The 24649-nt window shown below is 73.4% G+C and carries 21 protein-coding genes; 17 read left to right on the forward strand and 4 right to left on the reverse strand.

All coding sequences use genetic code 11. The features are described from left to right. Positions 1 to 70: 70 nt before the first annotated feature. The 3 genes from BLU82_RS06275 to BLU82_RS06285 are packed head-to-tail and all read right to left on the reverse strand — an operon-like array spanning position 71 to position 4126. Entirely contained in the window at positions 71 to 1564 is a 1494-nt protein-coding gene (locus tag BLU82_RS06275; protein ID WP_157740650.1) for a DUF4127 family protein, read from the reverse strand. Positions 1565 to 1586: 22 nt separating this feature from the next. After that, positions 1587 to 2903 (reverse strand): enolase C-terminal domain-like protein, encoded by a 1317-nt coding sequence (locus BLU82_RS06280; protein WP_092617225.1) that lies wholly within the window; start codon positions 2901 to 2903, stop codon positions 1587 to 1589. After that, positions 2900 to 4126 (reverse strand): AGE family epimerase/isomerase, encoded by a 1227-nt coding sequence (locus tag BLU82_RS06285; protein ID WP_092617228.1) that lies wholly within the window; start codon positions 4124 to 4126, stop codon positions 2900 to 2902. Before BLU82_RS06285 ends, BLU82_RS06280 begins: the two co-directional genes overlap by 4 nt. A 93-nt stretch (positions 4127 to 4219) precedes the next feature. Between BLU82_RS06285 and BLU82_RS06290 the strand changes: the two genes are divergently transcribed. The 8 genes from BLU82_RS06290 to BLU82_RS06325 all read left to right on the forward strand — a co-directional run bounded on the left by BLU82_RS06290 (position 4220) and on the right by BLU82_RS06325 (position 13770). Continuing rightward, positions 4220 to 5206: a LacI family DNA-binding transcriptional regulator gene (locus tag BLU82_RS06290; protein ID WP_172885547.1), complete on the forward strand. Its 987-nt coding sequence runs from the start codon at positions 4220 to 4222 to the stop codon at positions 5204 to 5206. A gap of 178 nt (positions 5207 to 5384) precedes the next feature. Beyond that, positions 5385 to 6965: a thiamine pyrophosphate-binding protein gene (locus tag BLU82_RS06295; RefSeq protein ID WP_092617234.1), complete on the forward strand. Its 1581-nt coding sequence runs from the start codon at positions 5385 to 5387 to the stop codon at positions 6963 to 6965. Between the two features lie 25 nt (positions 6966 to 6990). Then, on the forward strand, positions 6991 to 8064 hold the full coding sequence (locus BLU82_RS06300; protein ID WP_157740652.1) for an ABC transporter substrate-binding protein: 1074 nt from the start codon (positions 6991 to 6993) through the stop codon (positions 8062 to 8064). Continuing rightward, positions 8061 to 8930, forward strand: a complete 870-nt coding sequence (locus BLU82_RS06305; protein ID WP_092617240.1) for an ABC transporter permease — start codon at positions 8061 to 8063, stop codon at positions 8928 to 8930. Before BLU82_RS06300 ends, BLU82_RS06305 begins: the two co-directional genes overlap by 4 nt. Then, the gene (locus BLU82_RS06310) at positions 8927 to 9718 is read left to right on the forward strand and encodes an ABC transporter permease (protein ID WP_092617243.1); all 792 of its coding nucleotides are present in this window, start codon (positions 8927 to 8929) and stop codon (positions 9716 to 9718) included. The genes BLU82_RS06305 and BLU82_RS06310 overlap by 4 nt, the downstream gene beginning before the upstream one ends. After that, positions 9708 to 10838, forward strand: a complete 1131-nt coding sequence (locus BLU82_RS06315) for an ABC transporter ATP-binding protein (protein ID WP_197682768.1) — start codon at positions 9708 to 9710, stop codon at positions 10836 to 10838. The genes BLU82_RS06310 and BLU82_RS06315 overlap by 11 nt, the downstream gene beginning before the upstream one ends. 42 nt (positions 10839 to 10880) lie before the next feature. Then, positions 10881 to 12461 carry a hypothetical protein gene (locus BLU82_RS06320; RefSeq protein ID WP_092617246.1) on the forward strand — a complete coding sequence of 527 codons (1581 nt, stop codon included), beginning with the start codon at positions 10881 to 10883 and terminating at the stop codon, positions 12459 to 12461. A gap of 91 nt (positions 12462 to 12552) precedes the next feature. Then, entirely contained in the window at positions 12553 to 13770 is a 1218-nt protein-coding gene (locus BLU82_RS06325) for a hypothetical protein (protein ID WP_092617249.1), read from the forward strand. Here the strand turns inward: BLU82_RS06325 and BLU82_RS06330 are convergent. After that, positions 13743 to 15275, reverse strand: coding sequence for a PucR family transcriptional regulator (locus BLU82_RS06330; RefSeq protein WP_092617252.1), 1533 nt, complete (start codon positions 15273 to 15275; stop codon positions 13743 to 13745). The two genes, BLU82_RS06325 and BLU82_RS06330, sit on opposite strands and share 28 nt — an antisense overlap. Positions 15276 to 15502: 227 nt before the next feature. Between BLU82_RS06330 and BLU82_RS06335 the strand changes: the two genes are divergently transcribed. From BLU82_RS06335 to BLU82_RS06375, 9 genes are all read left to right on the forward strand, one after another. Beyond that, positions 15503 to 16447: an Lrp/AsnC family transcriptional regulator gene (locus tag BLU82_RS06335; protein WP_172885548.1), complete on the forward strand. Its 945-nt coding sequence runs from the start codon at positions 15503 to 15505 to the stop codon at positions 16445 to 16447. A 94-nt stretch (positions 16448 to 16541) separates the two neighbouring features. Next, positions 16542 to 17279, forward strand: coding sequence for a FadR/GntR family transcriptional regulator (locus tag BLU82_RS06340; protein ID WP_172885549.1), 738 nt, complete (start codon positions 16542 to 16544; stop codon positions 17277 to 17279). A 16-nt stretch (positions 17280 to 17295) separates the two neighbouring features. Continuing rightward, the gene (locus BLU82_RS06345; RefSeq protein ID WP_092617262.1) at positions 17296 to 18327 is read left to right on the forward strand and encodes a thiamine pyrophosphate-dependent dehydrogenase E1 component subunit alpha; all 1032 of its coding nucleotides are present in this window, start codon (positions 17296 to 17298) and stop codon (positions 18325 to 18327) included. Between the two features lie 22 nt (positions 18328 to 18349). Beyond that, entirely contained in the window at positions 18350 to 19378 is a 1029-nt protein-coding gene (locus tag BLU82_RS06350; protein ID WP_092617265.1) for an alpha-ketoacid dehydrogenase subunit beta, read from the forward strand. Beyond that, positions 19375 to 20256, forward strand: a complete 882-nt coding sequence (locus tag BLU82_RS06355; protein WP_092617270.1) for a mycofactocin-coupled SDR family oxidoreductase — start codon at positions 19375 to 19377, stop codon at positions 20254 to 20256. Before BLU82_RS06350 ends, BLU82_RS06355 begins: the two co-directional genes overlap by 4 nt. Before the next feature lie 44 nt (positions 20257 to 20300). Then, positions 20301 to 21980 carry an ABC transporter substrate-binding protein gene (locus BLU82_RS06360; RefSeq protein WP_092617273.1) on the forward strand — a complete coding sequence of 560 codons (1680 nt, stop codon included), beginning with the start codon at positions 20301 to 20303 and terminating at the stop codon, positions 21978 to 21980. A 10-nt stretch (positions 21981 to 21990) separates the two neighbouring features. Continuing rightward, the gene (locus tag BLU82_RS06365) at positions 21991 to 23019 is read left to right on the forward strand and encodes an ABC transporter permease (RefSeq protein ID WP_157740654.1); all 1029 of its coding nucleotides are present in this window, start codon (positions 21991 to 21993) and stop codon (positions 23017 to 23019) included. Next, positions 23016 to 23867 (forward strand): ABC transporter permease, encoded by an 852-nt coding sequence (locus BLU82_RS06370; protein ID WP_092617276.1) that lies wholly within the window; start codon positions 23016 to 23018, stop codon positions 23865 to 23867. Before BLU82_RS06365 ends, BLU82_RS06370 begins: the two co-directional genes overlap by 4 nt. Beyond that, positions 23860 to 24648, forward strand: coding sequence for an ABC transporter ATP-binding protein (locus BLU82_RS06375; RefSeq protein ID WP_092617279.1), 789 nt, complete (start codon positions 23860 to 23862; stop codon positions 24646 to 24648). Before BLU82_RS06370 ends, BLU82_RS06375 begins: the two co-directional genes overlap by 8 nt. The last annotated feature ends 1 nt before the right edge of the window (position 24649 follow it).

A 24649-nucleotide genomic window follows, 5' to 3' on the forward strand; every position in this document is an offset into this window, starting at 1 on the left:
GGCCGACGAGTTGTGCAACCGGATGCATGCAAGCGGTTGCAAGGCAAGCTAGCGGTCCGGCCGCGAGCCGTCAAGAGGTCGTGGGCGCCGCCCGCGTCAGCTCGAAGTCGACGGTGAACGTGTACGACCAGGGCAGTCGCGCGTCGTCGATGCGCCAGCCGGCGAGTGCGTCGACACCGGCGGCCCAGGCGCGAAGGTCCCGGGTGATCCGGTCGTGGACCGCGGGCAACTCGTCGAGCGGCGGGTCGAGCAGCCCGCGGGCGGCGGCCTCGTCCTGGATGCGGCGCCGCACGACCGGCAGGTAGTGGGCGTCCTCGATGATCTTGCGGGCGAGGAACCGGCGACGTTCGGCGGCCGCGGCCTCGGTGCCGGCCAGGACGGCCGCGACGCCGGCGGAGAGGGTGGTGCCGATCGAGTTGCCGGCGGTGTTCCAGCCGCCGTAGGCGGCCAGGCGCCCCAGCACGCGCCGCGCGTCCAGCGCCTCGACCAGCCGCGGGTCGCCGCCGTTGGCGTAGTGCACGTCGGCCAGCGCCACCACGCGGCCGTCGTCGAGCAGCCGTTCGACGGCGTCGACGAGCGGGTCCACCGGCGCCGCGGCGGTGAGGTCCGGCGGCGAGGACACCCAGTCGCCGGGCTCGACCGCCGGCGGGTGGACGGCGAGCACCAGGTCCGCGTCAGCCGGATCGGCCACCTGGACGCCGCCGACGGCCCGGATCTGGTTCGCCAGGCCGATCCGCAGCGGCCGATCCTCGTACGGCGCGATGCGCTCGAGCCCGGCCTCGTCCGGGCAGACGACCGTGATGCGCGGCCGCACCCCGGCGGCGCTCGCCGCGACGCGTGCCACCAGGACGCTGGGCACTTCGTCGGCGCCCGGGTACATCAGCACGTCGGCGCCGAGGCGGTCCGCCCAGTGCCCGAGCAGGCGGCGCTCGGCCGCCGGCAGGCCGCGCGGCGCGGTGTCGTCCGAGGAGATCACCAGCGTGTCGAGGACGCCGTCCGCCGCCAGCTCCAGCGCGGCGAGGTTGACCGCGTGGTTGCGGGCGCGCCGCCGCACGAGGTCGCGCACGTACTCGTCGGGGACGCTCGCGCGGGCGGCGGCGACGGTCGCCTCGTCCGTCTCGCCGAGGGACGCCTCGTCCCACAGCCGGGAGAGCGTCCCGAGCCGGGCCCCGTGGGTGGCCCAGTACTCCGGTTCCTGCCGGGAGCGGGCGCGGTTGTCGTAGGTGGGCAGCCGCGTCACGACGCCGTAGGCGGTCACCGGCGTGCCGAGCTCGCGCAGCACGGAGAGTCGCGGGACGACGTCGGCCATCCGGTCCTCGGTGTTGCGCGACGGGATCAGCCCGCCGTGCACGAGCAGCTCGAGCGAGACCAGCACGTGGTCGACGTCCGGCGCGACGCCGCGCAGCCAGCCGGCGAGGCCGGCGGTGTCGGCGGGCGTCCGGAACGACGGCATCAACTCCTTCGGCGGGGTCAGGACGTCGACGCCGGCGCAGCGGCCGATCGTCGCCGCGTAGCCGCGGGTGTTCGGCCGCTCGTCGGGCGGGAGCAGGGCGATGCGGGTCACGTCGGGCACCTTCCGGAAGGGGTCAGTAGAGGCCGGGCTCGGCCGGAGCGGAGATCGTCACGGCGCCGTCGCGCACGGTCGTGAGGTCCGGCCGGTCGCCGCCGAGCCGCGCGTTGGCCGCCGGTGCGTACTGGCGGCTGTTGTACTCGAGGTGTGGTGACGGCAGGTCGAACAGGCTGACCAGCCGGGCCGAGTGCACCAGCGCCAGGTCGACCGCGGTGAGGTCCTGGACCGTCACGTAGAGGCCGGCCGCCTTGGCGGCGGCGTGCGCGAGCAGCGCCGCGCTGTGCCCCTTGCCCGCCTTGACGACGATTCCGCCCCAGCCGGCGTCGCGCAGAGCCGGCACGGTGTGCGGGTCGGTCAGCCCTTCGTCCATGACGACGGGGAGGCGGCGGCCGATGCGGGCCAGCGCGGCCGGGTCGGGCGTCGTGTCGCGCGGCACCGGCTGCTCGACGTAGGCGACGGCCCGGCCGGCCGCCGGATCGATCCGGTCGAGGTGGTCGAGTAGGTCCCCGACGTCGTCGGGCCGCTGGTAGCCCTCGTTCGGGTCGATCGCCAGCGCGAGGTCGAGGCCGAGGTCCCGGCCCAGCCGGTGCACGTCGGCCACCCGCCGGGCGTCCTTGGCGGCGTCGCGCGCGTGGACCTTGATCTTCACGTGCCGCACGCCGTCGGCCGTCAGCCACTCGCGCAGGGATCGCCGCCCGTCCGCGGCGTCGTCCGGTTCGAGCGGATCGGTCGCGCCGGCCAGGTGCTGGACCTCCAGCCGCGTCCGCCGGGCGGCGAGGAAGTCGCCCGGCCAGCGGCCGTCCAGGGCCGGGCCGAGCCGGACGCCGAGGTCGTCGCGCAGGTGCCGCCCGGTGTACATCGTGTGGGCGGGCAGCCCGGCGGCCCGGGCCCAGGCGTCGTGCAGCGCGTTGTCGACGGCGCCGAGCGACAGCAACGCGGCCAGCGGCGGCACCGGCTCACCGAGCCCGGCGGCCGCGGCGGCGGCAGCGGCGGCGTCGCCGACGGCCTCGTGGGCGTCGAGCCAGCGGCGGATCGGGTCGGCCGGCGGCAGGCCGCACGCCCCGTCGGCCAGCCGCCGGGTCAGGTCGCGCAGGACCGCGTCGCGCTGCTCGACCGTGAGGGCCGAGCGCGGCCAGGCCCAGGGGACGGAGAGGATCGACGCGCCGCGGCCCGTGGCCGTCGCGCCCGCGCGGTTGCGGACGTCCACCTCGACGACGGCCACCGTGAACCAGGCGATGGTCCGCCCGCTGATGACGAACGGGTGGGCGAGGTCGGTCTGCGTGAACGCCACCCGGGCGTCGAGCACCTCGACGTCGGTGTCGATCTCCGTCACGGCTGGGCCTCCAGTTCGACGAGCTGCAGCAGATTGCGGGCGATGTGGAACGGGTCCTTCACCGGCAGCGCCACGACCTCGTCGAGCGGCCGGCCGGCGCGGTCGCGGATCTGGATCCACTCCGCGCCGTCGGCGCCGCCGGGGAAGGTGTGCAGCGTGTAGCCCCAGATGCGGTCGAACCACTCGCGCGCGCCGCCGTCGTCGTAGCGGTGCGCGGCGAGCGCCGTGGTGTAGGCGGCCTCGGTGTGCACCCACCAGAGCTTGGTGTCCCAGGTGCGGGCGAGCAGCCGCTCGTACGGCGTGCCCGAGTCGCGGCCGCGGGGCGCGGCGGGGGCGGCGCGGTCGACGTAGCGGAACAGGCCGCCGTGGGTCTCGTCCCAGGCCGACGCGCACAGCGGCGCCACGCTGGCCAGCAGGTCCGGTACGACGTCGGGGCGGCCGATCAGCTCGGCCGTGTGCAGCGCGACCCAGAGGCCCTCCAGCGCGTGGCCGGGTACCCGGTGCCGGGCCACCAGCGTCTCGTCGAGGTCCGGGTCGTCGGGCCGCATCTCCACGAAGGTGCCGTCGGGCAGCCGGTGGGTGAGCATGACGTCCAGCGCGGCGCTCAGCCGGTCCCGGTCCGGCTCCGGCAGGGCGCCGAGCCGCTGCCGCGCCTCCGCGTGCACGAGCAGCGTGTTGAGCAGGATCATCCGCGGGCCGAACGCGACGAAACCGGGCGGGACGTCGTACGGCGGCGTCGGGGCGGTGCCGTCGCCGATGTCGTGCGCGGCCCGCGCCAGGATCGGCTCGGCGAGCTCCAGCCAGCCCGGCTCCGCGGTGACGGCGGCCAGCTCGGCCAGCCCCATGACCACGAAGCAGTCGGCGTACACACTGCGCGTCTCGCCGTTCGGCCCGGTCGCCGGCGTGCCGTCGGTGGCCGTGACGAAGTGGCACGCCGCGTCGTCGCGGATGGCGTGGCGGGCGAGGAACGCCGCGCCGGCCTCGGCGTGCCGGACGAGGGCGGCGGCGTCGACGTCGAGCCGGCCACGGTCGGCCAGCCCGGCCGCACGGGCGAGCAGCCAGACGAAGCGGCCCTGCGACCACGTGTACTTGTCGGTCGACGCCAGCGTGCGGCCGCGGTTGTCGAAACACGTGTGGAAACCGCCGTGCCCGGGGTCGATCCCGTGCTCCAGCCAGAACGGCAGGATGACCTTCTCCAGTTCGGTCCGCGCCTTGGATCGCATCGCTTTCCTCAGGTAGCAATCGCTTGCAGTGGATTTTCGCGGCTACAGTAGCGCGTGGGAAGGAGACCAGTGACAGGCGAACGATCGAAACGGGTGACGATCTACTCGATCGCCCAGGAATGCGGCGTCTCGGCGTCCACCGTGTCCCGGGCCTTCACCCGCCCCGACATCGTGAACGACGACGTCCGCGAGCGCATCCACGCCGTCGCGAGGCGCCTGGGCTACCAGCCGAACAAGGCCGCGCGCGGACTTGCCACCGGCCGCGCGGGCATGGTGGGCCTGCTCGTCCCCGACATCACCAACCCGTTCTTCCCGCCGCTCGTCCGCGCCATCCAGCAGGCCGCGTCGGTCCAGGACTGGTCCGTCCTGCTGCTCGACGCCGACGAGGTGGCGCACGAGGAGACCGAGCTCGTCGAGCAGGTCAAGGCCCAGGTCGACGGCCTGATCGTCGCGTCGCCGCGCTCGCCCGACGCCGACCTCGAGGCCACCCTCGGCGACCTCCCCGCCGTCATCGTCAACCGCGTCGTCCCCGGCCGCCCGAGCGTCGTCTGCGACAACTCGGCGGCGCTGACGGCCGCCGGGCAGCACCTGCACCAGCTCGGGCACCGGCGGTTCGCGCTGCTGCGCGGCCCCGAGGCGTCCTGGGCGGCGCGGCAGCGGGCCGAGGCCATCCGCGGCTGGGCGCTCGCGGCCGGGGTCGAGCTGGTCGAGCTCGGCGATTTCGCCGCGTCCTACGAGGGCGGCCGCGAGGCGGCGCCGGCGCTGCTCGGCAGCGACGCCACGGCGGCGTTCGCGTTCGACGACCTCATGGCCTGCGGCGTGCTCGCCGGCCTGGCCGAGGCCGGCCGCTCCGTCCCCGACGACCACAGCCTGGTCGGCTGCGACGACGTCCTCCTGGCCCAGACGGTGACCCCCAGCCTCACCACGGTCACCGCGCCGGTCGGCGAGCTCGGGTCGACGGCCATCGGCCTGCTCCGCGCCGCCATGCGCGGCGACGACGCCCGCGAGGTCCGCCTCGACGGCACGCTGTCGCTGCGCGCCTCCACCGGACCCGTCCCGGCCGGAGTCGCCAGCCGCTGACCGCGGTGTGTTCGTGCTGGTGAGACCCTCCCCCTCACCACCGGCGTTGTCAGCCGGGCCAGGATCCCCCGGGCCGAGGTTGGTCACGGGGACATGGCCGGCGTCGTGACCTGCTGCCTAGATTGACGAGCATGCCGGGCACCTCGGGCCCCGGAGCGCGAGGGGGAGCGGTGTGCGAATGGACTGGATGACAGGCGGCCAGGCGGCGGTGACGGCGCTGGCCGCCCACGGCGTCGAGGTGGTCTTCGGGATCCCCGGCAGCCACAACCTGGAGATCTACCGGCACCTGACGGCGGCCGGCATCCGGCACGTCGTCTGCCGGCACGAGCAAGGCGCCGGTTACGCGGCCGACGGGTACGCGCGGGTCGCCGGTCGGCCCGGGGTGATCGTCACGACCAGCGGGCCGGGCATCCTCAACGCGGCGGCAGCGCTGGCCAGCGCCTACGGCGACTCCGTGCCCGTGCTGGCCATCACGCCGGGGCCGCCGCGCGGTACCGAGCGGCTGGACCGCGGCTGGATGCACGAGGTGAAGGACCAGCGTGCCGCGCTGGACGCGATCGTCGACCGTGCCGTGCGCTGCGAGAGCCCGCAGGCGGTGGCCGACGCGGTCGGCGACGTCTTCGCCGGCTGGGCCGCCACCCGGACCCGCCCGGTCGTGCTGGAGATCCCGGTCGACGTGCTCGCCGAGGCCGGCCCGGTCGGCCCCATCGGCGTGCGGCCGGCGCCGGCCGCGCCGATCGCGCCGGACGACGCGCTGGTCCGGGCGGCCGGCGTGCTCGACGCCGCCGCGACACCGGTCGTCGTCGCCGGTGGCGGGGCGATCCGCGCCACGGCGTCGGTCCGCGCGCTGGCCGAGCGGCTGGGCGCGCCGGTCGTCGAGACCCAGCGCGGCAAGGGCGTCCTGCCGGCCGGCCACGAGCTCGCCGTCGGGCCGTCGCTGGGCACCACGGCCGGACGGGCGCTCGTGCGGGCCGCGGACGCCGTCCTCGTCGTCGGCACCGAGCTGAGCGACGCCGAGGCCGGCGGCGAGCCGCTGGCCTGCACCGGCACCGTCATCCGGGTGGACGTCAGCCCGGCCCAGCTGCACAAGAACCTGCCCGCCAACCTGCCGCTGCTGGGCGACGCCGGGCGGGTGCTGGACCGGCTGGCCGCGCTCGTCCAGCCGGCCGGCGACGACAGCGGCGCCACCCGCGCGCGCCAGGCCGCGGACGCCGTCGCCGCGGAGCTGGACGACGTGCTGGCGCCGCACCGCTGGATCCACGACGCGCTGGTGAAGGTGCTGCCGGCCGGCGCCGTGCTCACCGGCGACAGCTCACAGGTGACCTACAAGGGGACCATCCACCTGTGGCCCGCGCCGGCGCCGGACCGCGTCCTGGCGCCGTCCGGGTTCGCCACCCTCGGCTACGCCGTACCGGCCGCCGTCGGCGCGACCCTGGCCGGCCCCGGCGTGCCGGTCGTCGCCGTCCTCGGTGACGGCGCCCTGATGTTCAGCGTCCAGGAGCTGCGGACCGCCGCCGACCTCGGACGCCCGCTGCCGGTCGTCGTCGCCGACAACGGCGGCTACGCCGAGATCGCCGAGGAGATGGACGCCACGGGGATCCCGCGGCTCGGTGTCGACCTGCCACCGCCGGACTATCCGGCACTGGCCGCCGCCATGGGCGCGGCCTACGCGGCCGTGACGGACGTGGCGACGCTCGCCGACGCCCTCGCCGCCGCGCTCGACCATCCGGGGCCGACGTTGATCCTGGCCCGGTCCTGACAACCAGAGAATGAGGTCGATTGGCATGAAGAGCAGAAACCTGGCCGTCGCGAGCATCGCCGGCGCCGCCGCGCTGCTGCTGGCCGCCTGCGGAGGCGGTGGCGACACCGCGCAGACGGGCGGCGGTGACGGCGGCTCGGTCACGTTCGTCGCCTGGGGCGGCAACGCCCAGGAGGCCGCGACCAAGGGCTGGCTCGAGCCGTTCTCCGAGGAGACCGGCATCCAGGTGGTCCAGGACAGCCCCAACGACTACGCGAAGTTCCAGCAGATGGTCGAGAGCGGCAATGTCATCTGGGACGTCGTCCAGTCCGGCTCAGACATCGGCGTGGTCGACGACCCCAACGGCATCCTCACCGAGATCGACTGCACGGTGGTGCCCTGCGACGAGCTGAACGGCCTGTTCGGGGCGGAGAAGTACGGCATCCCGGCACTGGTGTTCAGCGTCGTGCTCGGCTACAACACCGAGGCGTTCGACGAGGCGCCGACGTCGTGGGCCGACTTCTTCGACGTCGAGGCGTTCCCCGGCAAGCGGGCCATCTACGCCAAGGACGCCTCCGGCGGCCTGCAGGGCCTGCTCGACCTCGCGCTCATCCAGGACGGCGTGCCCATCGACGAGCTGTACCCGCTGGACGTCGAGCGGGCACTGGCCAAGCTGGAGACGATCAAGGACCACCTGATCTTCTACAACGACTTCGCCGAGTGCACGAACCTGCTCGCGACCGGCGAGGCCGTCATGGCCAACTGCTACAACGGCCGCATCGCGCTGGCCGAGGAGGAGGGGCTGCCGGTCGGCCTCGTGTGGTCGAACCAGGTCCAGTACGCCGACTACATGGTCGTGCCGAAGGGCGCTCCGGCCGAGGAGAACGCCATGCGGCTGATCGCCTACATGGTCGACAAGGACACCAGCGCCCAGCTGGGCAACTTCATCGCCTACGGCTCGCCGAACCCGCAGGCGTCGCCGGACCCGGAGGTCGCGGACACGCTGCCGACGTCGAACGAGCTGTCCGGCGCCGACGCCCCGATCCGCATCGACGACGCGTGGTGGGTCGAGAACCTCGAGGCCGTCAACCAGCGCTGGGCGGAGTGGAAGGCCCAGTGACCTCGCCAGAGACGGGCCGGCGCCTGCGCCGGCCCGACTTCTGGACGCTGGCCGGCCTGCCCGGGCTGCTGTTCGTGCTGCTGGCCTTCGGCGTCCCGATGGTGACGATCGTCGTGCGCAGCCTCACCGACCCGTCGCCGGAGAACTTCCAGTTCCTCTTCACCGACGAGCTGTTCCGTCGCTCGCTGCTGCGCACGGTGTACGTGGCGCTGCTGGTGACGGGGCTCAGCGTGCTGCTGGGCTACCCGTACGCGTACGCGATGGCGCGCAGCGGGCCGGTGCTGCGGACGTGGCTGATGGGCGCGCTGCTGCTGTCGTTCTGGACCAGCCTGCTGGTGCGTACGTTCGCCTGGGGCGTCCTGCTCAGCAACACCGGCGTCGTCAACGACCTGCTGCTCGATCTCGGGATCATCGACCAGCCGCTGCCGCTGATCCGGAACCTGTTCGCCGTGCTGGTCGGCATGGTGCACGTGCTGGTGCCGTTCGCGATCCTGGCGATCTACGCGTCGCTGCGCGGCGTCGACGCCGAGCTGGAGCAGGCGGCGCAGGTCATGGGGGCGCGTCCGGCGCGGGCGTTCTGGCACGTGACGCTGCCGCTCTCGCTGCCCGGGGTGGCGGCCGGCGCGGTGCTGGTGTTCGTGCTCTCGCTCGGGTTCTACCTGACGCCGGCGCTGCTCGGCGGGCCGGCCGACATCCTCGTCAGCCAGTCGATCGTGCTGCAGGTGCAGCAGTACCTCGACCCCGGCGCCGGGTCGGCGATGGCCGTCGTGCTGCTCGCGCTCGTGCTGGCGTTCCTGGCCATCGCGTCGAAGGTGGTCGGCCTCGGGCGCATCCTCGGCGTGACCGGCAAGGAGGGGACGTCATGAGGGCCGGCCTGTTCGTGCGGGTGTTCGGCCTGGTGTTCGCCGCGATCCTGATCATCCCGACGGTGGTCGTGACCGCGACGGCGTTCACCGAGGGCAGCATCATCACGTTCCCGCCGCAGGGGATGTCGTGGCGATGGTTCGAGGAGGTGCTGACCGACCCGGCCTGGACCGGGGCGATCCGCACCAGCCTGATCGTCGGCGTGCTCGCCGCGGCCATCGCCGTCGTGGTGGGGACGTCGCTGGCGCTGGCCGCGGCGCGCAGCGGGCTGCTGCCGAGCAGCCTTGTCGTCGCCGTCGGCATGGCGCCGATGGTGGTGCCGCTGGTCGTCGTCGCCATCGGCGTCTACTTCGTGTACGTGCGCATCGGGCTGTACGGCGGCATCCTGTCGCTGGCCCTGGCACACGCGGTGCTGGGCGTCCCGTTCGTCCTCGTCAACGTGCTGGCGGCGCTGCGCTCGCTGGACCCGCACGTCGAGGAGGCGGCGCGGGCCTGCGGCGCCGGACCGGTGCGGACGCTGCTGCGCGTCACCGTCCCGCAGATCCTGCCGGCGGCGCTGATCGGCGGCCTGTTCGCCTTCATCACGTCGTGGGACGAGGTGGTCGTGGCGATCTTCCTCAACACGCCCACGCTGCGCACCCTGCCGGTCGTGATCTGGGGGCAGGTGCGCTCCGGCCTGGAGCCGTCCACGTCGGCCGTCGCCACCATCCTCACCGTCGTCTCGCTGGTCGTCTTCGCCCTCACGGCCGCCATCAGCTCTCGTCGATCCCGGAGTCGCCGTGTTCACTGACAAGTCCCCATCGAACGACGCGCCCGGTGCCGGCCTGTCCCTGGAGGGCATCGCCAAGCACTACGGCTCGGTCCGCGCCGTCGACGACGTCTCGCTGACCATCGAGCCCGGCCAGTTCGTCACGCTGCTCGGAGCCTCCGGCTCCGGCAAGACCACGCTGCTGCGCGTGATCGCCGGGTTCCTGGAGCCGTCCGCCGGCCGCGTGCTGATCGACGGCCGCGACGTCACCGCGGTGCCGGTGCACCGCCGCAACATCGGCATGGTGTTCCAGAGCTACGCGCTCTTCCCGCACCTGTCGGTCGCGCGGAACATCGCGTTCCCGCTGGCCATGCGCGGCATGCGTAAGCCGGAGCGGCGTGCGCTGGTGACGCAGGCGCTGGAGTCGGTGCACCTGCCCGGCTACGAGGACCGGATGCCGGCCCAGTTGTCCGGCGGGCAGCGGCAGCGGGTGGCGCTGGCCCGGGCGATCGTCTCGCGGCCCAGCCTGCTGCTGATGGACGAGCCGCTGGGCGCGCTGGACCGCCGGCTGCGCGAGGTCCTGCAGGTGGAAATCCTCAAGCTCAGCCGGGAGCTCGGGCTGACGGTCGTCAACGTCACGCACGACCAGGAGGAGGCGTTCACGATGAGCGACCGGATCGCCCTGCTGGCCGACGGCAAGCTGGTCCAGTACGCCTCGCCGGAGGAGATCTACACCCGCCCGGTCTCCGACGTCGCCGCCGGCTTCCTCGGCGAGTCCAACCTGCTGCGCGGCGTGCTGACCCGCACCGTGGACGGGCGGCTGACGCTGCCGGCCGAGGACGGCCACGTCGAGGTCGACGCCGCGACGGCGGTCCGGTCCGAGCCCGACGCCGGCGACGAGGTGGTCGTCGTGGTGCGGCCGTGGTCGGTCGGCGTCTCGCGGGCGGTGGGTGGCGGCGAGCCGGACGCCCCGTGCTGGCTGCGTGGCCGGCTGGGCGCCGTCATCTACGCCGGCGACTCGCAGAAGCTCATCGTCGAGCGTCCCGACGGCTCCGAGGTGGTCGTGCGTCGCTCGATGGACGGCCAGTTCGAGGCCGAGCCGGGAGAGGAGGTCCTGCTGACCTGGTCGTCCCGCGACGCCGTCGTCACCACGGCCGGCTGAGCCGCCGTACCCGTTCGTGTTCTCCAGAAAGGACATCCGTTCATGACGTTCACCAGCCGGCAGTCGTTGGCCGTCGAGCTCGTCGAGGACCTCGCCCCCGAGCTGTCCGAGTTCCACCGTCAGATCTGGTCGTACTCCGAGAGCGCCTGGCGCGAGTACCGGTCGGCCAAGCTGTACGTGGACCGGCTGCGGGCGGAGGGCTTCGAGGTCGAGGAGGGCTCCGGCGGCATGCCGACGGCGTTCCACGCGACGTGGGGGAGCGGCGGCCCGCAGGTGGCGGCCTACGCCGAGTACGACGCCACGCCCGGCTACAGCCAGGATGCCGTCGCCGAGCGGGGCCCGCAGCCGGGGCTGCACCACTGGGCGCCGGGCTTCACCGACGCGCACAGCGCCCTCGGCGTCGGCGCGCTGGCCGGCGCGATAGCGGCCAAGCGGGCGCTGGAGGAGACCGGCGGGCCCGGCACGATCCACCTGTTCGGCGAGCCGGCCGAGAAGGTCTGCGGGTCCAAGGCCGTGCACGCGGCGAAGGGCTACTACGACGACCTCGACGCGGCCATCAGCTACCACCCGTACTGGCACAACACCGCGCTGTGGGACATCACCAACTGCCTCTACTGGTCGGTGGTCTTCACGTTCGAGTGCGTGGAGGAGGAGCCGTGGGGCAAGGAGCTGTTCCGCAGCAACTCCGTCGGCAGCCACAACCTCGTGCGCTCGCCGGGGGCGCTGGACGCGCTCAGCCTCATGGTCACGACGACCAAGTACACCAAAGAGAACATGTTCCCGAGCACGGGCTCGTGGACGCTCAACGAGGCGGTGCTGGGGGCCAGCCACGCGACCGCCGACAACCTGCCGCCGCGCATCTCGCAGCTGCAGTTCAGCTGGCGCTCGCCGCTGTACGATATCCAGGAGCAGATCCAGGACATCCTCGTCCGCAACGCCCGCCACGTCGCCGCCATCACCAACACGCAGGTGTCCATGCGCTGGGTCACCCGGACCCGCCCTGGCCTGCCGAACCACGCGCTGACGACCGCGCTGTACGAGAACCTCACCGAGCTAGGCCCGACGACGTTCGGGCCGGACGCGCGGGCGTTCGCCGCGCAGCTGGAGAAGGCCGTCGGGCTGGAGCCGTCGGAGGCGCCGTTCCTGCCCGAGAACGAGGTGCTGATCAGCCCGCAGGAGACCGACCGCAGCATCCGCGAGCACCTCGTGCCCTGGCAGGACTGCACCGGCGCCGACGACTACACCGAGTACTCCTGGCACGCGCCGACGGTGCGCTTCTTCACGTCCAAGCCGTTCCTCGGCCAGCTCGGCATCGACCTGTGGCACTGGGCGAACAACGCGATGAACGGCTACCCGGCCGCCATCGACCCGTGCTGGATCAAGGGCGGCCAGACCATCGCCGCCACGGCGCTGCAGGTGATCGACGACGAGGCGATGCTGGCGGCGGCCAAGGACGAGTACGACCGGCGCCGCGGCCAGGCCGACCCGCGCCTGGTGAGCCCGCTGCTGCCGGCCGACTTCGCCGCGCCGCACGAGCTGCCCTGGCCGGAGTACATCCAGACCAGCCGCGGCTTCGAGTGGACCCTGCCGACCAGCCGCGACTACGGCGAGCGCATCGCGTGAGCGACCGGCGCCCGCCGGCGTGCGACCGGCGGCGTGCGCCGGTCGGCCGGTGTGCTCCGGCCGGTAGGCGGCGCCCGCCGGTCTACTGGAGGTGACCGGCGGGCGTCCGCCGCGGCTGCCGCTGTTCGGCTCGCTGGCGCTCGTGTGCGCGCTGGAGACGCTGTTCGCGGCGGCCGTCCCGGCGCTCTTGCTCACCCGGCTGGCCGGCGCGCAGTACCTGGTGGGCGTCGTCATAGGGGCGGCGCTCGGGCTCGGCCTGCTGGCCACGCCGGCGGCGACCGCGCGGCTGGGGCGCGGCGCCGGACGCGCGGTGGTGGCCTGGTGCGCGGCCGGCCTGCTGGTGTCCGGCGCGCTGTCGCTGACCCCGGCGGGGCTGCCGGTGGCCGCCGTCGTCGGGACCGCGCTGGTCTTCGGGGTGGCCCGGGCCGTCGCGATGCTCGCGCTGCTCACCGAGGTGGGCCGGCTCGGCCCGGCATCGCCCGGCCAGGGCCTCAACAGCGCCGCGCAACGGCTGGGGTCCGGCCTGGGTGGGCTGGCCGCCGGCTGGGTCGTCGCCGGTGAGCGGTACGCGGCGGGCGCGGCGCTGCTCGCCGCCGGCGCGGGCGTGGTCGTGCTGCTGAGCCGGTGGAGCACGTCCGGGCCGGCCGGTGCGCCTCCGGCGGTTTCCGTGCCGCTGCGGCGGCGCTTCGCCGAGACCGGCGCGCTGCTGCGCCGCGACCGCGCGGTGCAGGCGGCCAGCCTGGTCAACCTGCTCGTGTGGCTGTGCGTGATCGTCGGCAACTCGCTGGTGCCGGTCGCGCTGCTGGACCGCGGCTGGTCCGCCGGGTCGACCGGGGCCGGCATCGTCGTGCTGGTGCTGCTGCGCGACCTGACGTCCGCGGCGGCCGGCGCGACCTGCTGGCCGCTCGTGCGCCGGCTGCCGGTCGCCGCCATCGTCGCCGGGGCGACGGCGCTGCAGGTGGCCGCCGTGGTGGTGATGCTGGCCGGCGGGTTCGGCATCGCCGGCCTGGCCGCCGCGTCGGTGCTGTCGGGCGCCGCGGTCGCCGTCGGCATCGCCTGCGCGAACGTGGTCGCGACCAGCGCGTCGTGGGCGGCGCCGGAGCGGATCCCGGTGCGGCTGGCGGCGAGCCAGTACCTCACCGGCCTGCCGATCACGGCCGCGTCGATCCTCCTGGTGGTGGCGCTGGACGGCCTCGGCGCGACGACGGCACTGGTGCTGACGGCGGCGGCGACGGTGCTCGCCGGCGCGGCGGCCGCCGGGCGGCTGGTGGCCGGGGCTCGTCAGCCGCCCGCCTCGCCCGCCGGGTGAGTGGCCACCGCGAGCCACAGCTGCATCCGCCCCGCGGTGGCGGACAGGTCGAGGCCGGTGAGCCGCTCGATCTGCGCCACCCGGTATTTCACGGTGTTGCGGTGCACGACCAGCGTCTCGGCGGCGCGCGCGATGGAGAAGTCCTCGTCGATCAGCACCCGCACGGTCCCCATGAGGTTGGCCGGGGTGCGCTGGTCGGCCTCGATCAGCGGCTGCAGGCACTCCCGGGCCAGCTCCGCCATCGCCGGCTGCTCCTGCGCCATGAGCAGCCCGGACAGGCTCAGCGCGCGGCGCGGGTTGACGCCAGGGCCGCGGCTGAGGCCCTCGCGGGCCTCGAGGTAGCTGGTGCGCAGCCCGTCGGCGCCGGGCAGCGTGGTGCCGGCGCCGACGTGGGGCGTGCCGCCTAGGGCGACGAGGTGGGCGTGCAGCATGCGGGCGTACTCGTCCGGGTCGCCGCTCTCCGGCACCACCAGGCACAGCGCGCCGTCGACGTGGGCGGACAGGCCGACGTTCTCGGCGCGGTCGATGGGCAGCGGGAGCACCTGACGGGACAGGTCGCGCCGCGGGTCGGCGAACCGGCCCAGCACGACGGCGTGCGGCTCGGCGGCCACCACGCCGTGCCGGGCCAGCCGCCGCTCCGCCTCCGGCTGCGACAGCGCACGCCGGACGATGTCCTCGATGACCTGGCCGGCCAGCTCGCGCCGGCCGCTCAGCTCGGCCGCGTGCCGGGCCAGCTCCAGGCCGATCAGCCCGACGGCGAAGTGCAGCATGTCGGCGGAATCCGGCGGCTCGGGCGTGATCAGGTAGCCGGCCGGCACGCCGCCGGCCGTGATCGGCGTCCGGGTCTCGCCGCCGCGCGGCCGGGCACCCAGGTGGTGCGCGTCGTACGGGGTGGCGACGGCGTGCGCGGGCGGGTACTGCGCGATGATCCCGCCCTGCGGGTCGACGACGCGGACGTGCTGGCCGAGGCTGCGCGACAGCGCGGCGACGGTCGCCTGGACGCTGCCGGTCGACAGCACGGTCTCCAGCAGGACGGTCTGCGCCTGGGCCTGCCGGCTGGCGGTCAGGCAGTCGGCGCGGTGGATCACCTGGTCGGCGACGTACCGGCTGATGGCCGCGAACGGCGTGCCGGCGGCGACGGTGAGCACGGCCAGGCCGGCGTCGGCGGCGGCGGACACGACCGGGGGAGGCACGGCGCGGAGCGGGCCGTCCAGCCCGAAGCCGACGCACGAGGCGCCGGCGCTCCCGACGCGGTGGACGAAGGTGACCTGGTCGGCGACGGTGCGCAGCCGGCGGCCGCGGGTCAGCACCAGCGAGCCCCGCACCACGTGCGGCGTGGGGTCGGCCTGCTCGGTCTCGGTGACCCAGGTGACGCTCGCGTCGGTGTCGTCCGGGCCGAGCAGCCGCAGGCCTAGCCCGGCGGCGGCAAGGTCCGACGCGGTGCAGGAGCGGGTGTGCGGCGCCGCTGCGTGCGGCCGCGTCAGCGGGAGGGCGGAGATGGTCACGTCACTCCCGGCAGCTCGGAGCGGCCCGGCCCGGCGACCGCCGCGGCTCGGTACTCTCGGGCGTCGCGACGCCGGCGCCGGGCTGGATGCGGGTCACCGTCATGATGGCTGCCTCCTTGGGCCGATTGACATCGACCGACCTAATGGCACGGAGTATTGACGTCCTGACGCTAGGATGCAAGGGATGTTTGCTGATTTTCTTGAAGTGACACGTGATCATGCGTGGCGTGCCGAGGGGTGACTTCGCTCTGATGGACGAGAAGGACCACGAGATCTTCCAGTGCCTGCGTGACGACGGGCGCAGCCCCGCCGCGCGCATCGGCGAGGAGGTCGGGCTGTCGGCCGACGCCGTCCGTGCCCGCATCGCGAAGCTGACCGACGACGGCGTGCTGCGCATCATCGGCGTCGTCGATCCGAGCAGCCTGGGGTACTTCTGCCTCGGCACGCTCGGGCTGGACTACCGCGGCGACGTCGCCGAGCTGGTCGAGACGCTGCGGTCGCTGAGCTTCGTCACGTTCGTCGCCCTCACGCTCGGTGAGCACAACGTCATCTGTGAGATCGCCGCCACCGACGACGCCGAGCTGCTGGAGCACGCGACCTCGGTCGTCGGCCGGATCCCCGGTGTGCGCGGGCTGGAGATGTGGCGCCTGGTCGACGTCCTCAAGTGGGAGGGCGAGGGGCGGCCGGAGTCCACCCAGGCCGGCGCCCGGCGCAGCTACGACGGCCTCGACGGCGACCTGCTGCGGCTGCTGGTGCGCGACCCGCGGATGACGTTCCGCACCCTCGCCGAGCAGATCGGCCAGCCGTACTCGCTGGTGCGCCGGCGCGCCCAGACGCTGTTCGACGACGGCGTCATCCGGGCGTCCGCGGTGCTCGACCGAAGCTCCGCGCACGCCGGCACCATGGGCATGCTGGGCCTGACGCTCACCGGCCCGCACATCGGCGCGGCACTGGAGTTCGCTGTCGCGCAGCCGAAGATCAGCATCGCCGTACGCGCCGTCGGCCGCTTCTCGGCCACCCTCGAAGTGGTCTGCGACACCCCCGCTGAGCTGGTCGCACTCGCCGACCGGGTGAGCGAGCTGCCCGCGGTCAGCGCGGTGTCGACGTACCTCTACGCACGCAGCCCGGTGTTGCCGATGCCCTGGCTGTTCCGCCGAGCGCCCCAGGGCTGATCTTTTTCGGCACTCCGTGCCGAAACCTTGACGACCCGCTGGGGCTCTGGCAGCATCACCGGTCATGCGGTCAGACCAGCAGACCTTCAGGCCAGTGCGCGGCGTCCATCGGCGCTATCTGCAAGTGGCGTTCCAGATCCTCCAGGCCATCGGCTCCGGCCAGACGCCGCTCGGCTCGCGGCTGCCCTCCGACCGCGACCTCGCCGAGCTGATGGGCGTCAGCCGGCTGACCGTCCGGGAGGCGGTGCTGGCGCTCGAGGTCGTCGGCATCCTGCAGGTGCGCTCCGGCGACGGCACCTACGTCGCACACGACGGCACCCGCTCCTCGGCGATGGGCGAGCTGCTCACCGGCGCCTCGTTCCAGGTGCCGACGGCGGAAGTGCTCGAGGCGCGGCTCGCGGTCGAGCCGGTGGCGGTCGCGTTCACGGCGCAGCGGATCACCGAGGCGGAGGCGGCCGAGATCGAGGAGCTGATCGACCGCGCCGCCGGCCTGGCCGAGGACGTCGACGGTCTCGGTGACTTCGTCAGCCTCGGCCTGGAGTTCCACGCGCTGCTGCTCCAGCGCTGCCGCAACGCCCACCTCGCGGCGTTCACGACCGCGCTCGTCGACCTCGACGAGCACCCGCTGTGGACGCTGCTCAACGCCCAGGCCGTGCAGTCCGTCGAGGCCCGCCACCAGCAGGTCGACGAGCACCGCGAGATCCTGCGCGCCGTCCGCGAGCACGACGCCGACCGCGCGTCGGCGCTGATCACCACCCACCTGGAGCACCTGCGCGACCAGGTGTACCGGCTCAGCTCCACGTTCGCGCCACAGTCCCAGCCCCGCCAGTAGAAGAGAGGCAGACGCGATGACCCAGCAAGCCACGCCCGACCGGACGCTTCCGTTGCCGGGCGACACCCTGGTCGGCCTCTACCGCACGATGGCCCTGATCAGAGCGTTCGAAGAGCGCGTGCACGAGCTGTTCACCGAGGGTGAGCTGCCCGGCTTCCTGCACCTGTGCTCCGGCCAGGAGGCGGTCGCCGCCGGTGTGATCGCGCACCTGGAGCGCGCGGACATGATCACCTCGGCGCACCGCAACCACGGGCACGCGCTGGCCAAGGGCGTCGATGTGACGGCCATGATGATCGAGCTGTACGGCCGCGCCGGCGGCTCGAACTCCGGCAAGGGCGGCTCGATGCACCTCGCCGACCCCGCCGTCGGCCACCTCGCCAGCGGCGGCATCGTCGGGGCCAGCGCGCCGCTCGCGCTCGGCCCGGCGCAGGCGGCCAAGCTGGCCGGCACCGGAGCGGTCGCGGTCGCGTTCTTCGGCGACGGCGGGGCACAGCAGGGCACGGTGCTGGAGGCGATGAACCTCGCCGCCGTGTGGCGGCTGCCGGTCGTCTTCGTCTGCGAGAACAACCTGTTCGGCCAGGCCACCACCGTCGAGTACGCCTCCGCGGCCGCGCCGTTCGCGCGGGCCGAGGGGTTCGGCCTGCCATCCGAGCGGGTCGACGGGCAGGACGTGGTGGCGGTGCACCAGGCGGCCGGCCGCGCCGTCGAGCGCGCCCGCGCCGGCGACGGCCCGTCCTACCTGGAGTGCCTGACCTACAGCTACCACGGCGCCTGGGAGGGCGAGCCGAAGCGGTCCTACCGCCGGCCCGAGGTGGAGTCCGACTTCCGCCGCCGCGACCCGCTCCGGCTGCTCGACGACGTGCTCACCGCGGCCCAGCCTGACTGGCTCGACGTCCGGGACCGGGTCGACGACGAGGTCGCCGAGCAGGTGGACGGCGCCGTCGAGGCCGGTCGCGCCGCGCCCTACCCCGACCCGTCGACGGTGCTCACCGGCGTGTACGCCGACCCGAACGTCGTCATCGACCGCGACGGCCTGGCCGTCCGCTGATCGTCAGCAGAGAGGACCGAGGATGAAGACCCTGTCGTTCGCCGACGCGATCAACGAGGCGCTGCGGCTGGAGATGACCCGCGACCCGCGGGTGCTGGTGACCGGCGAGGACGTGTCCGGTGGCGCCACGATCCCGGGATTCGAGCGGGCCGACGCGTGGGGCGGCGTCTTCGGCGTCACCCGCGGCCTGGTCGCCGAGTTCGGCCGGGACCGCGTCATCGACACGCCGATCTCCGAGTCCGCGTTCATCGGCGCCGCCATCGGCGCCGCCGCCGCGGGCTACCGCACCGTGACCGAGCTGCAGTTCCTCGACTTCATGGGCGTCTGCCTGGACCAGATCATCAACCAGGCGGCGAAGCTGCGCTACGCCCGCGGCGACCGCGCGCCGGGCGTCCCCATCGTCATCCGCGCGATGATCGGCGCCGGCTCGCGCGCCGGCAGCACGCAGTCGCAGAGCCACTACTCGTCGGTCGCGCACTTCCCGGGCCTCAAGGTCGTCGTCCCGGCCACGCCGGCCGACGCCAAGGGCCTGATGATCGCGGCCATCCGCGACGAGGACCCGGTGCTGTTCCTGGAGAACAAGGCGCTCTACGAGACCAAGGGACCGGTGCCGGAGGGCGACGAGCCGGTGCCGATCGGCCGGGCCCGGGTGGCCCGCGAGGGCGGCGACGTCACGATCGTGACGATCGCCCGCATGCTCTCGGTCGCCGAGAAGGCGGCCAAGGAGCTGTCCGAGCGCGGCATCGAGGCCGAGATCATCGACGTGCGCACGGTGGCGCCGCTGGACCTCACCACGATCCTCGAGTCCGTCGAGCGCACCGGCCGGCTCGTCGTCGTCGACGAGGACACCCCGCGCTGCTCGGTCGCCTCCGACATCGTCGCGCTGGTCAGCAGCCGGGCGTTCGACTGGCTCACCGCCGCGCCGCGGATGGTCACCCCGCCGCACACCCCGGTGCCGTTCGCGCCGGTGCTGGAGGACGCCTACATCCCGAGTCCGGAACGCGTGGTCGAGGCGGTGCTGGCGACGGCCGGACAGGAGGTGGCGGCATGAGCGCGGACCAGGGCTTCGAGGCCGGTCGGCATGCCGGCAAGGTGGCGTTGATCAGCGGCGGAGCCCGCGGTCAGGGCCGCGAGATCGCCGTCAGGCTGGCCCGCGAGGGCGCCGACATCGCCATGTTCGACCTGTGCGAGCAGCCGGCGACGTCGCAGTACCCGGGCGCGACCACGGACGACCTGGCCGAGACGGTCGCGCTGGTCGAGGAGACCGGCCGGAAGGTGCTGTCCGCCGTCGTGGACGCCCGCGACCACGCCGCCGTCGACGCGTTCGTCGACGACGCCGTCGCGTGGGCCGGGAAGATCGACGTCGTCTGCGCCAACGCCGGCCTGGTGACGTGGGTGCCGTTCCTCGACCTCAGCCCGCAGCAGTGGGCCGACGTCATGGACATCAACGTCACCGGCGTGTTCAACACCGTCCAGCCGGTGCTGCGGCACATGGTCGCCCGGCAGCAGGGCAGCGTGGTGCTCACGTCGTCGGTCAACGGCGTCGAGCCCGGCGAGAGCATCGCCCACTACACCGCGTCCAAGCACGCGGTCCTCGGACTGACGAAGAACCTCGCCCTCGAGTTCGGCCCGGCCAACATCCGGGTGAACGCGGTCATGCCCAGCGCGGTCAACACCGTCATGGGCAACAACAGCACGAACCTGAAGTGGATCTTCGGACGCGACGACGCGACGGAGGACGACTACCTGGCCGCGACGCGGCAGTGGCACGTCCTCCGTAACCGGCCCGCGCTGCACCCGTCCGCGGTGGCCGACGTCGTGTCGTGGCTGTGCGGCCACGACGCCCGCTTCATCACCGGGACGGCGGTCCCCGTCGACGCCGGTCACCTGGTGCTCCCCGGCTTCAACCACAAGCCACTGTTCGACTGACGCGCGCCCGCGTCCGTCGGCCCGACCCGTGAGGAGGTGGTCCCGTGAACGACCACGGGATGATCTCGCGACGCAGTCTGCTCAAACTCGGCGGCGCCGCCGTCACCCTGCCCCTGCTCGGCACGGTGGCCTGCAGCCGCCGGCCGGCGCCGTCCGGAGCACCGTCCTCCGGCGGCGACGGCGCTCAGCTCACCATCGCCGTCAGCGCCCTGATGGCCTCGCTCGACCGTGAGTACGAGATCGGCGCGGCCTCGATGGAGGCGATGAACAACCTCTTCGAGCCGCTGGTCGAGTTCTCCCGCCGGCCGTTCGGCGACGGCGGCTCGCAGGTGCCGGACTTCGACTCCAGCACCTGGGAGCTGCGGCTGCTGGCCGAGGAGCCCGCCGTGTCCGACGACGGGCTCACCTGGACGCTGGTCTTCCGCGACGACGTCACCAGCCACTCCGGCAACCCGCTGACGGCGGAGGACTTCGCGTACGCGATCGAGCGGCACCAGCAGGTCTGGGTGCTCGGCTCGTTCTACAACTTCGTCGCCGGGCTGCTGCCGCGCGAGCGGATCAGCTGGAACGTCGTCGACGCGCAGACCCTCGAGGTCACGACCGAGCAGCCGAGCCCGCTGTTCAAGATCCTGCTGCAGAACAACTTCGCGTTCGGCCTGTTCGACGCCGTCGCCTCCCGGGCGGCGGGCACCGACGCCGACCCGTGGGCCACGGAGTGGATGAAGGCCAACGGCTCCGACGCCGGCCACGGCCCGTACACGATCACCAGCCACCAGCCGGGCCAGCAGACGGTGTTCACCGCCTTCGACGACTACCACGGCGGCGCGCCGGCGGTGAAGACCGTCGTGCACCGTCAGGTCGACTCGTCCAGCACCCGGGTGGCGCTGCTGAGGTCCGGTGAGGTCGACATCGTCCGCGACCTGCTGCCGACGGAGCTGAAGTCGCTGGAGGGGGCCGACGGCGTCGTCGTCGACAACTTCGACGAGTCGCTGTTCCTGCTGCTCTTCATGATGATGAACAACAACGTGGCGCCGTTCGACGACCCGCTCGTGCGGCAGGCCGTCGCCTACGCGATGCCCTACCAGCAGATCGTCGACGACGTGTACCAGGGCTACGCCTCGCCGTGGAAGGGCGTCATCAGCCGCGACTACCCGTACTTCGACCCCGACGCCTGGATCTACGGCGACGGCGCGAACCCGGACAAGGCGCGCGAGCTGCTGGCGCAGGCCGGCTACGCGAACGGGTTCAGCTGCGAGCTGCTGTGCAACTCCAGCGAGCCGGTCTCGGAGCAGGTCGCGATCCTGGCGCAGTCGGCGCTGAGCGAGATCGGCATCGACTTCCGGCTGAACAAGCTGTCCGCGGCGGCGTTCACCGAGCGGCTCACCGGCAAGCAGTACGAGGGTGCCGCCATCTGGCAGGACCTCGCCCTCACCCCGGACATCGGCTACAACTGCTTCCTCTACTACCGCTCGACGGCGTTCGCCAACGTCGCAGGGTACGCGTCGGACTCCACCGACCAGCTCATCGATGTGCTGCTCACGACGATGGACGGGCCTGAGCGCGAGGCGGTGGCGAAGGAGTTCCAGCGCCAGATCGTGGCGGACTCGCCGGCGGTCTTCCTGGCCCAGCCGCACTACGTCGTGGCCCGCCGCGACCACGTCAAGGGCATCACCGCCTACCCGTCGCGCACGATCCGGTTCGACGAGATCGAGCTGGCGCGATGAACGCGGCGCCATGAGCAGGCTGATCGGCCGGCGCCTGGCGCTGCTCGTCCCGCAGCTGCTGCTGATCTGCTTCGTCAGCTTCCTGCTGATCCAGCTGACCCCGGGCAGCCAGGCCCGGGCTCGGCTGGGCAGCAGCGCGTCGGACGAGGCGGTGGCGGCGCTGGAGGACGAGCTGGGGCTGAACGACCCGTGGCCGGCGCAGTTCGTCCGCTACCTCGGCGGGCTGCTGCGCGGCGACCTCGGCACGTCGTGGACGACCGGCCAGCCGGTGCTCGACGACATCGCCCGCCGGGCCCCGGCCACGCTGGAGCTGATCACCGTGTCGTTCGCGGTGATCATCGTGCTGGCGCTGCTGCTGGGGCTGGCCGGCGGGTTCGCCCGGAACCTGCTGGGCCGCATCGGCGACAAGATCAGCTACGTGTACTCGCTGATGGCGGGCGCGGTGCCGGACTTCTGGTTCGCCATGATCATGGTGTTCGTCTTCTACTACACGTTCCCGATCGCGGTCGCGCCGGTCGGCCAGTACGACGAGGCGTTCGGCTCACCGGACGTGATCACCGGCTCGGTGCTGATCGACACCGTCGTCACCGGCGACGTCGACGTGCTCGTGAGCCACCTCGACCACCTGATCCTGCCGGTGCTCACGCTGGTCTTCATCAACACCGCGCCGATCCTGCGGATGGTCCGCAGCAGCGTCGGCGAGGCGCTGACGTCGGGCTACATCACCCTCGCCCGCGCGAACGGGCTGCCGCAGCGGCGCATCGTCGGGTACGCGCTGCGCAGCGCGCTGCCGCCGATCGTCACGCTGGCCGGCGTCTGGTACACGATGCTGATCGCCGGCGCGGTGCTCACCGAGACCATCTTCAGCTGGGGTGGTGTCGGCCAGTACGCCGTCCAGGCGGTGCAGAGCGCCGACTGGGCCGCACTGCAGGGCGTCGTCCTGCTGGCCGCCCTGCTCTCGCTGCTCGTCTACCTGGCGATCGACCTCGTGCACGCCTGGATCGACCCGCGGGTCCGCGCCACCGGAGGGACCCGATGACCACCGTCGCCCCCACGCCCACGTCCACGCCGGCCCGGCGGCGCAACCCGCAGCTGCTGATCGGGCTGATCGCCGTCGCGGTGATCCTGCTGGTGGCGCTGCTCGCGCCGCTGCTGGCCACCCACGACCCGCTGCGGGTGTCGGGGCCGGTGCTGCAGCCGCCGTCGGGCGAGCACTGGCTCGGCACCGACCGGTCCGGCCTGGACATCTACTCCCGGGTCGTCTACGCGCCCCGCGTCGACCTGCTGCTGGCCGGCGTCGGCACGCTGCTGGCGGCGCTGCTCGGCGTGCCGCTGGGCGCGCTGGCCGGGTACGCGCCGGGCGTCGTCGGCGAGGCGATCAGCCGGACGCTCGACGTCGTGCAGGCGTTCCCGTTCTTCATCCTGGCGATGTGCCTGCTCGGGATCGTGGGCGGCTCGCTGCCGAACATCATCGCGGTGCTGGCGATCGTCAACGCCCCGATCTACGCCCGGCTCATGCACAGCCAGACCCGTACGCTGCGCGGCCGGATGTTCATCGACGCCGCCCGCGTCTCCGGCTGCCGGCCGCGCCAGGTGATCCTCGGCCACATCGTGCCGAACTCGCTGAGCCCGATCCTCGCGCAGATGTCGGTGACCCTCGGCATGTCGATCATCCTGGTCGCCGGTGTGAGCTTCGTCGGCGCGGGCGTCGAGCCGCCGACGGCGGAGTGGGGCGTGATGATCGGCGACGGCTCCGGCGGCATGTTCACCGGGCAGTGGTGGCCGGTGGTCTTCCCCGGCATCGCGCTGGCGCTGACCGTCGTCGCGTTCGCGCTCGTCTCCAACGGCATCACCGTCGCCAACCAGCAGAGGAGCCGTCGTGGCTGACACCCCTGTGCTCGACGTCGCCGGCCTGGAGGTCGGCAACGACGCGGACCGCCCGTTCACCCTCGGCCCGCTGGACCTCGCCCTGGCGGCGCGCGAGATCGTCGGCGTCGTCGGCGACTCCGGCGCCGGCAAGTCGCTGCTCGTCTCGACGCTCACCCAGACGCTGCGCCCGTCGGCCACCGTCGTCAGCGGGCAGGTGCGGTTCGAGGACGCCGACCTGCTGACGCTGGACCACCGGCGCCAGCAGCGCATCCGCGGCGCCCGGATCGGGTTCATCGGGTCGAACCCGCACGGGCTGCTGCACCCGATGCTGCCGGTCGGCCGGCAGGTGGCGAACGTGCTGCGGGCACACGAGGCGGTCTCCAGGACCGAGGCCCGGGCCCGGGTGCTGGACATGTTCAGCGCGGTCGGCATCCCGGACCCATCCCGCCGCCTGGACGCGTACCCGCACGAGCTCAGCGGCGGGATGGCGCAGCGCGTCGTCATCGCCGTCGGGCTGATCTGCGACCCGGACCTCATCGTCGCCGACGAGCCGACCGCCGGCCTGGACGTCACCATCCAGGCGCAGGTGCTGGAGCTGATCGAGGCGCTGGTGCGGTCGCGGGAGAACCGGGCGCTGCTGCTGGCCACCCGCGACCTCGGCATCGTCGCGCGGTTCTGCGACCGCGTCGTCGTCCTGGACGACGGCCGGGTGGCCGAGCAGGGCCCGGTGCGCGACCTGTTCCGCACACCGGAGGCCGCGATCAGCCGCGAGCTGCTCACCGCGGCGCGGGGATTCTAGG

It is taken from the genome of Jiangella sp. DSM 45060 (assembly GCF_900105175.1).
GTDB lineage: Bacteria > Actinomycetota > Actinomycetes > Jiangellales > Jiangellaceae > Jiangella.

Bases quoted from the DNA above. Each gene is read 5' to 3' on its own strand.
- BLU82_RS06285 (WP_092617228.1), bottom strand. From the start codon at position 4,126: ATGCGATCCAAGGCGCGGACCGAACTGGAGAAGGTCATCCTGCCGTTC.
- BLU82_RS06295 (WP_092617234.1), top strand. From the start codon at position 5,385: ATGGACTGGATGACAGGCGGCCAGGCGGCGGTGACGGCGCTGGCCGCC.
- BLU82_RS06300 (WP_157740652.1), top strand. From the start codon at position 6,991: ATGAAGAGCAGAAACCTGGCCGTCGCGAGCATCGCCGGCGCCGCCGCG.
- BLU82_RS06310 (WP_092617243.1), top strand. From the start codon at position 8,927: ATGAGGGCCGGCCTGTTCGTGCGGGTGTTCGGCCTGGTGTTCGCCGCG.
- BLU82_RS06320 (WP_092617246.1), top strand. From the start codon at position 10,881: ATGACGTTCACCAGCCGGCAGTCGTTGGCCGTCGAGCTCGTCGAGGAC.
- BLU82_RS06345 (WP_092617262.1), top strand. From the start codon at position 17,296: ATGACCCAGCAAGCCACGCCCGACCGGACGCTTCCGTTGCCGGGCGAC.
- BLU82_RS06350 (WP_092617265.1), top strand. From the start codon at position 18,350: ATGAAGACCCTGTCGTTCGCCGACGCGATCAACGAGGCGCTGCGGCTG.
- BLU82_RS06355 (WP_092617270.1), top strand. From the start codon at position 19,375: ATGAGCGCGGACCAGGGCTTCGAGGCCGGTCGGCATGCCGGCAAGGTG.
- BLU82_RS06365 (WP_157740654.1), top strand. From the start codon at position 21,991: ATGAGCAGGCTGATCGGCCGGCGCCTGGCGCTGCTCGTCCCGCAGCTG.
- BLU82_RS06370 (WP_092617276.1), top strand. From the start codon at position 23,016: ATGACCACCGTCGCCCCCACGCCCACGTCCACGCCGGCCCGGCGGCGC.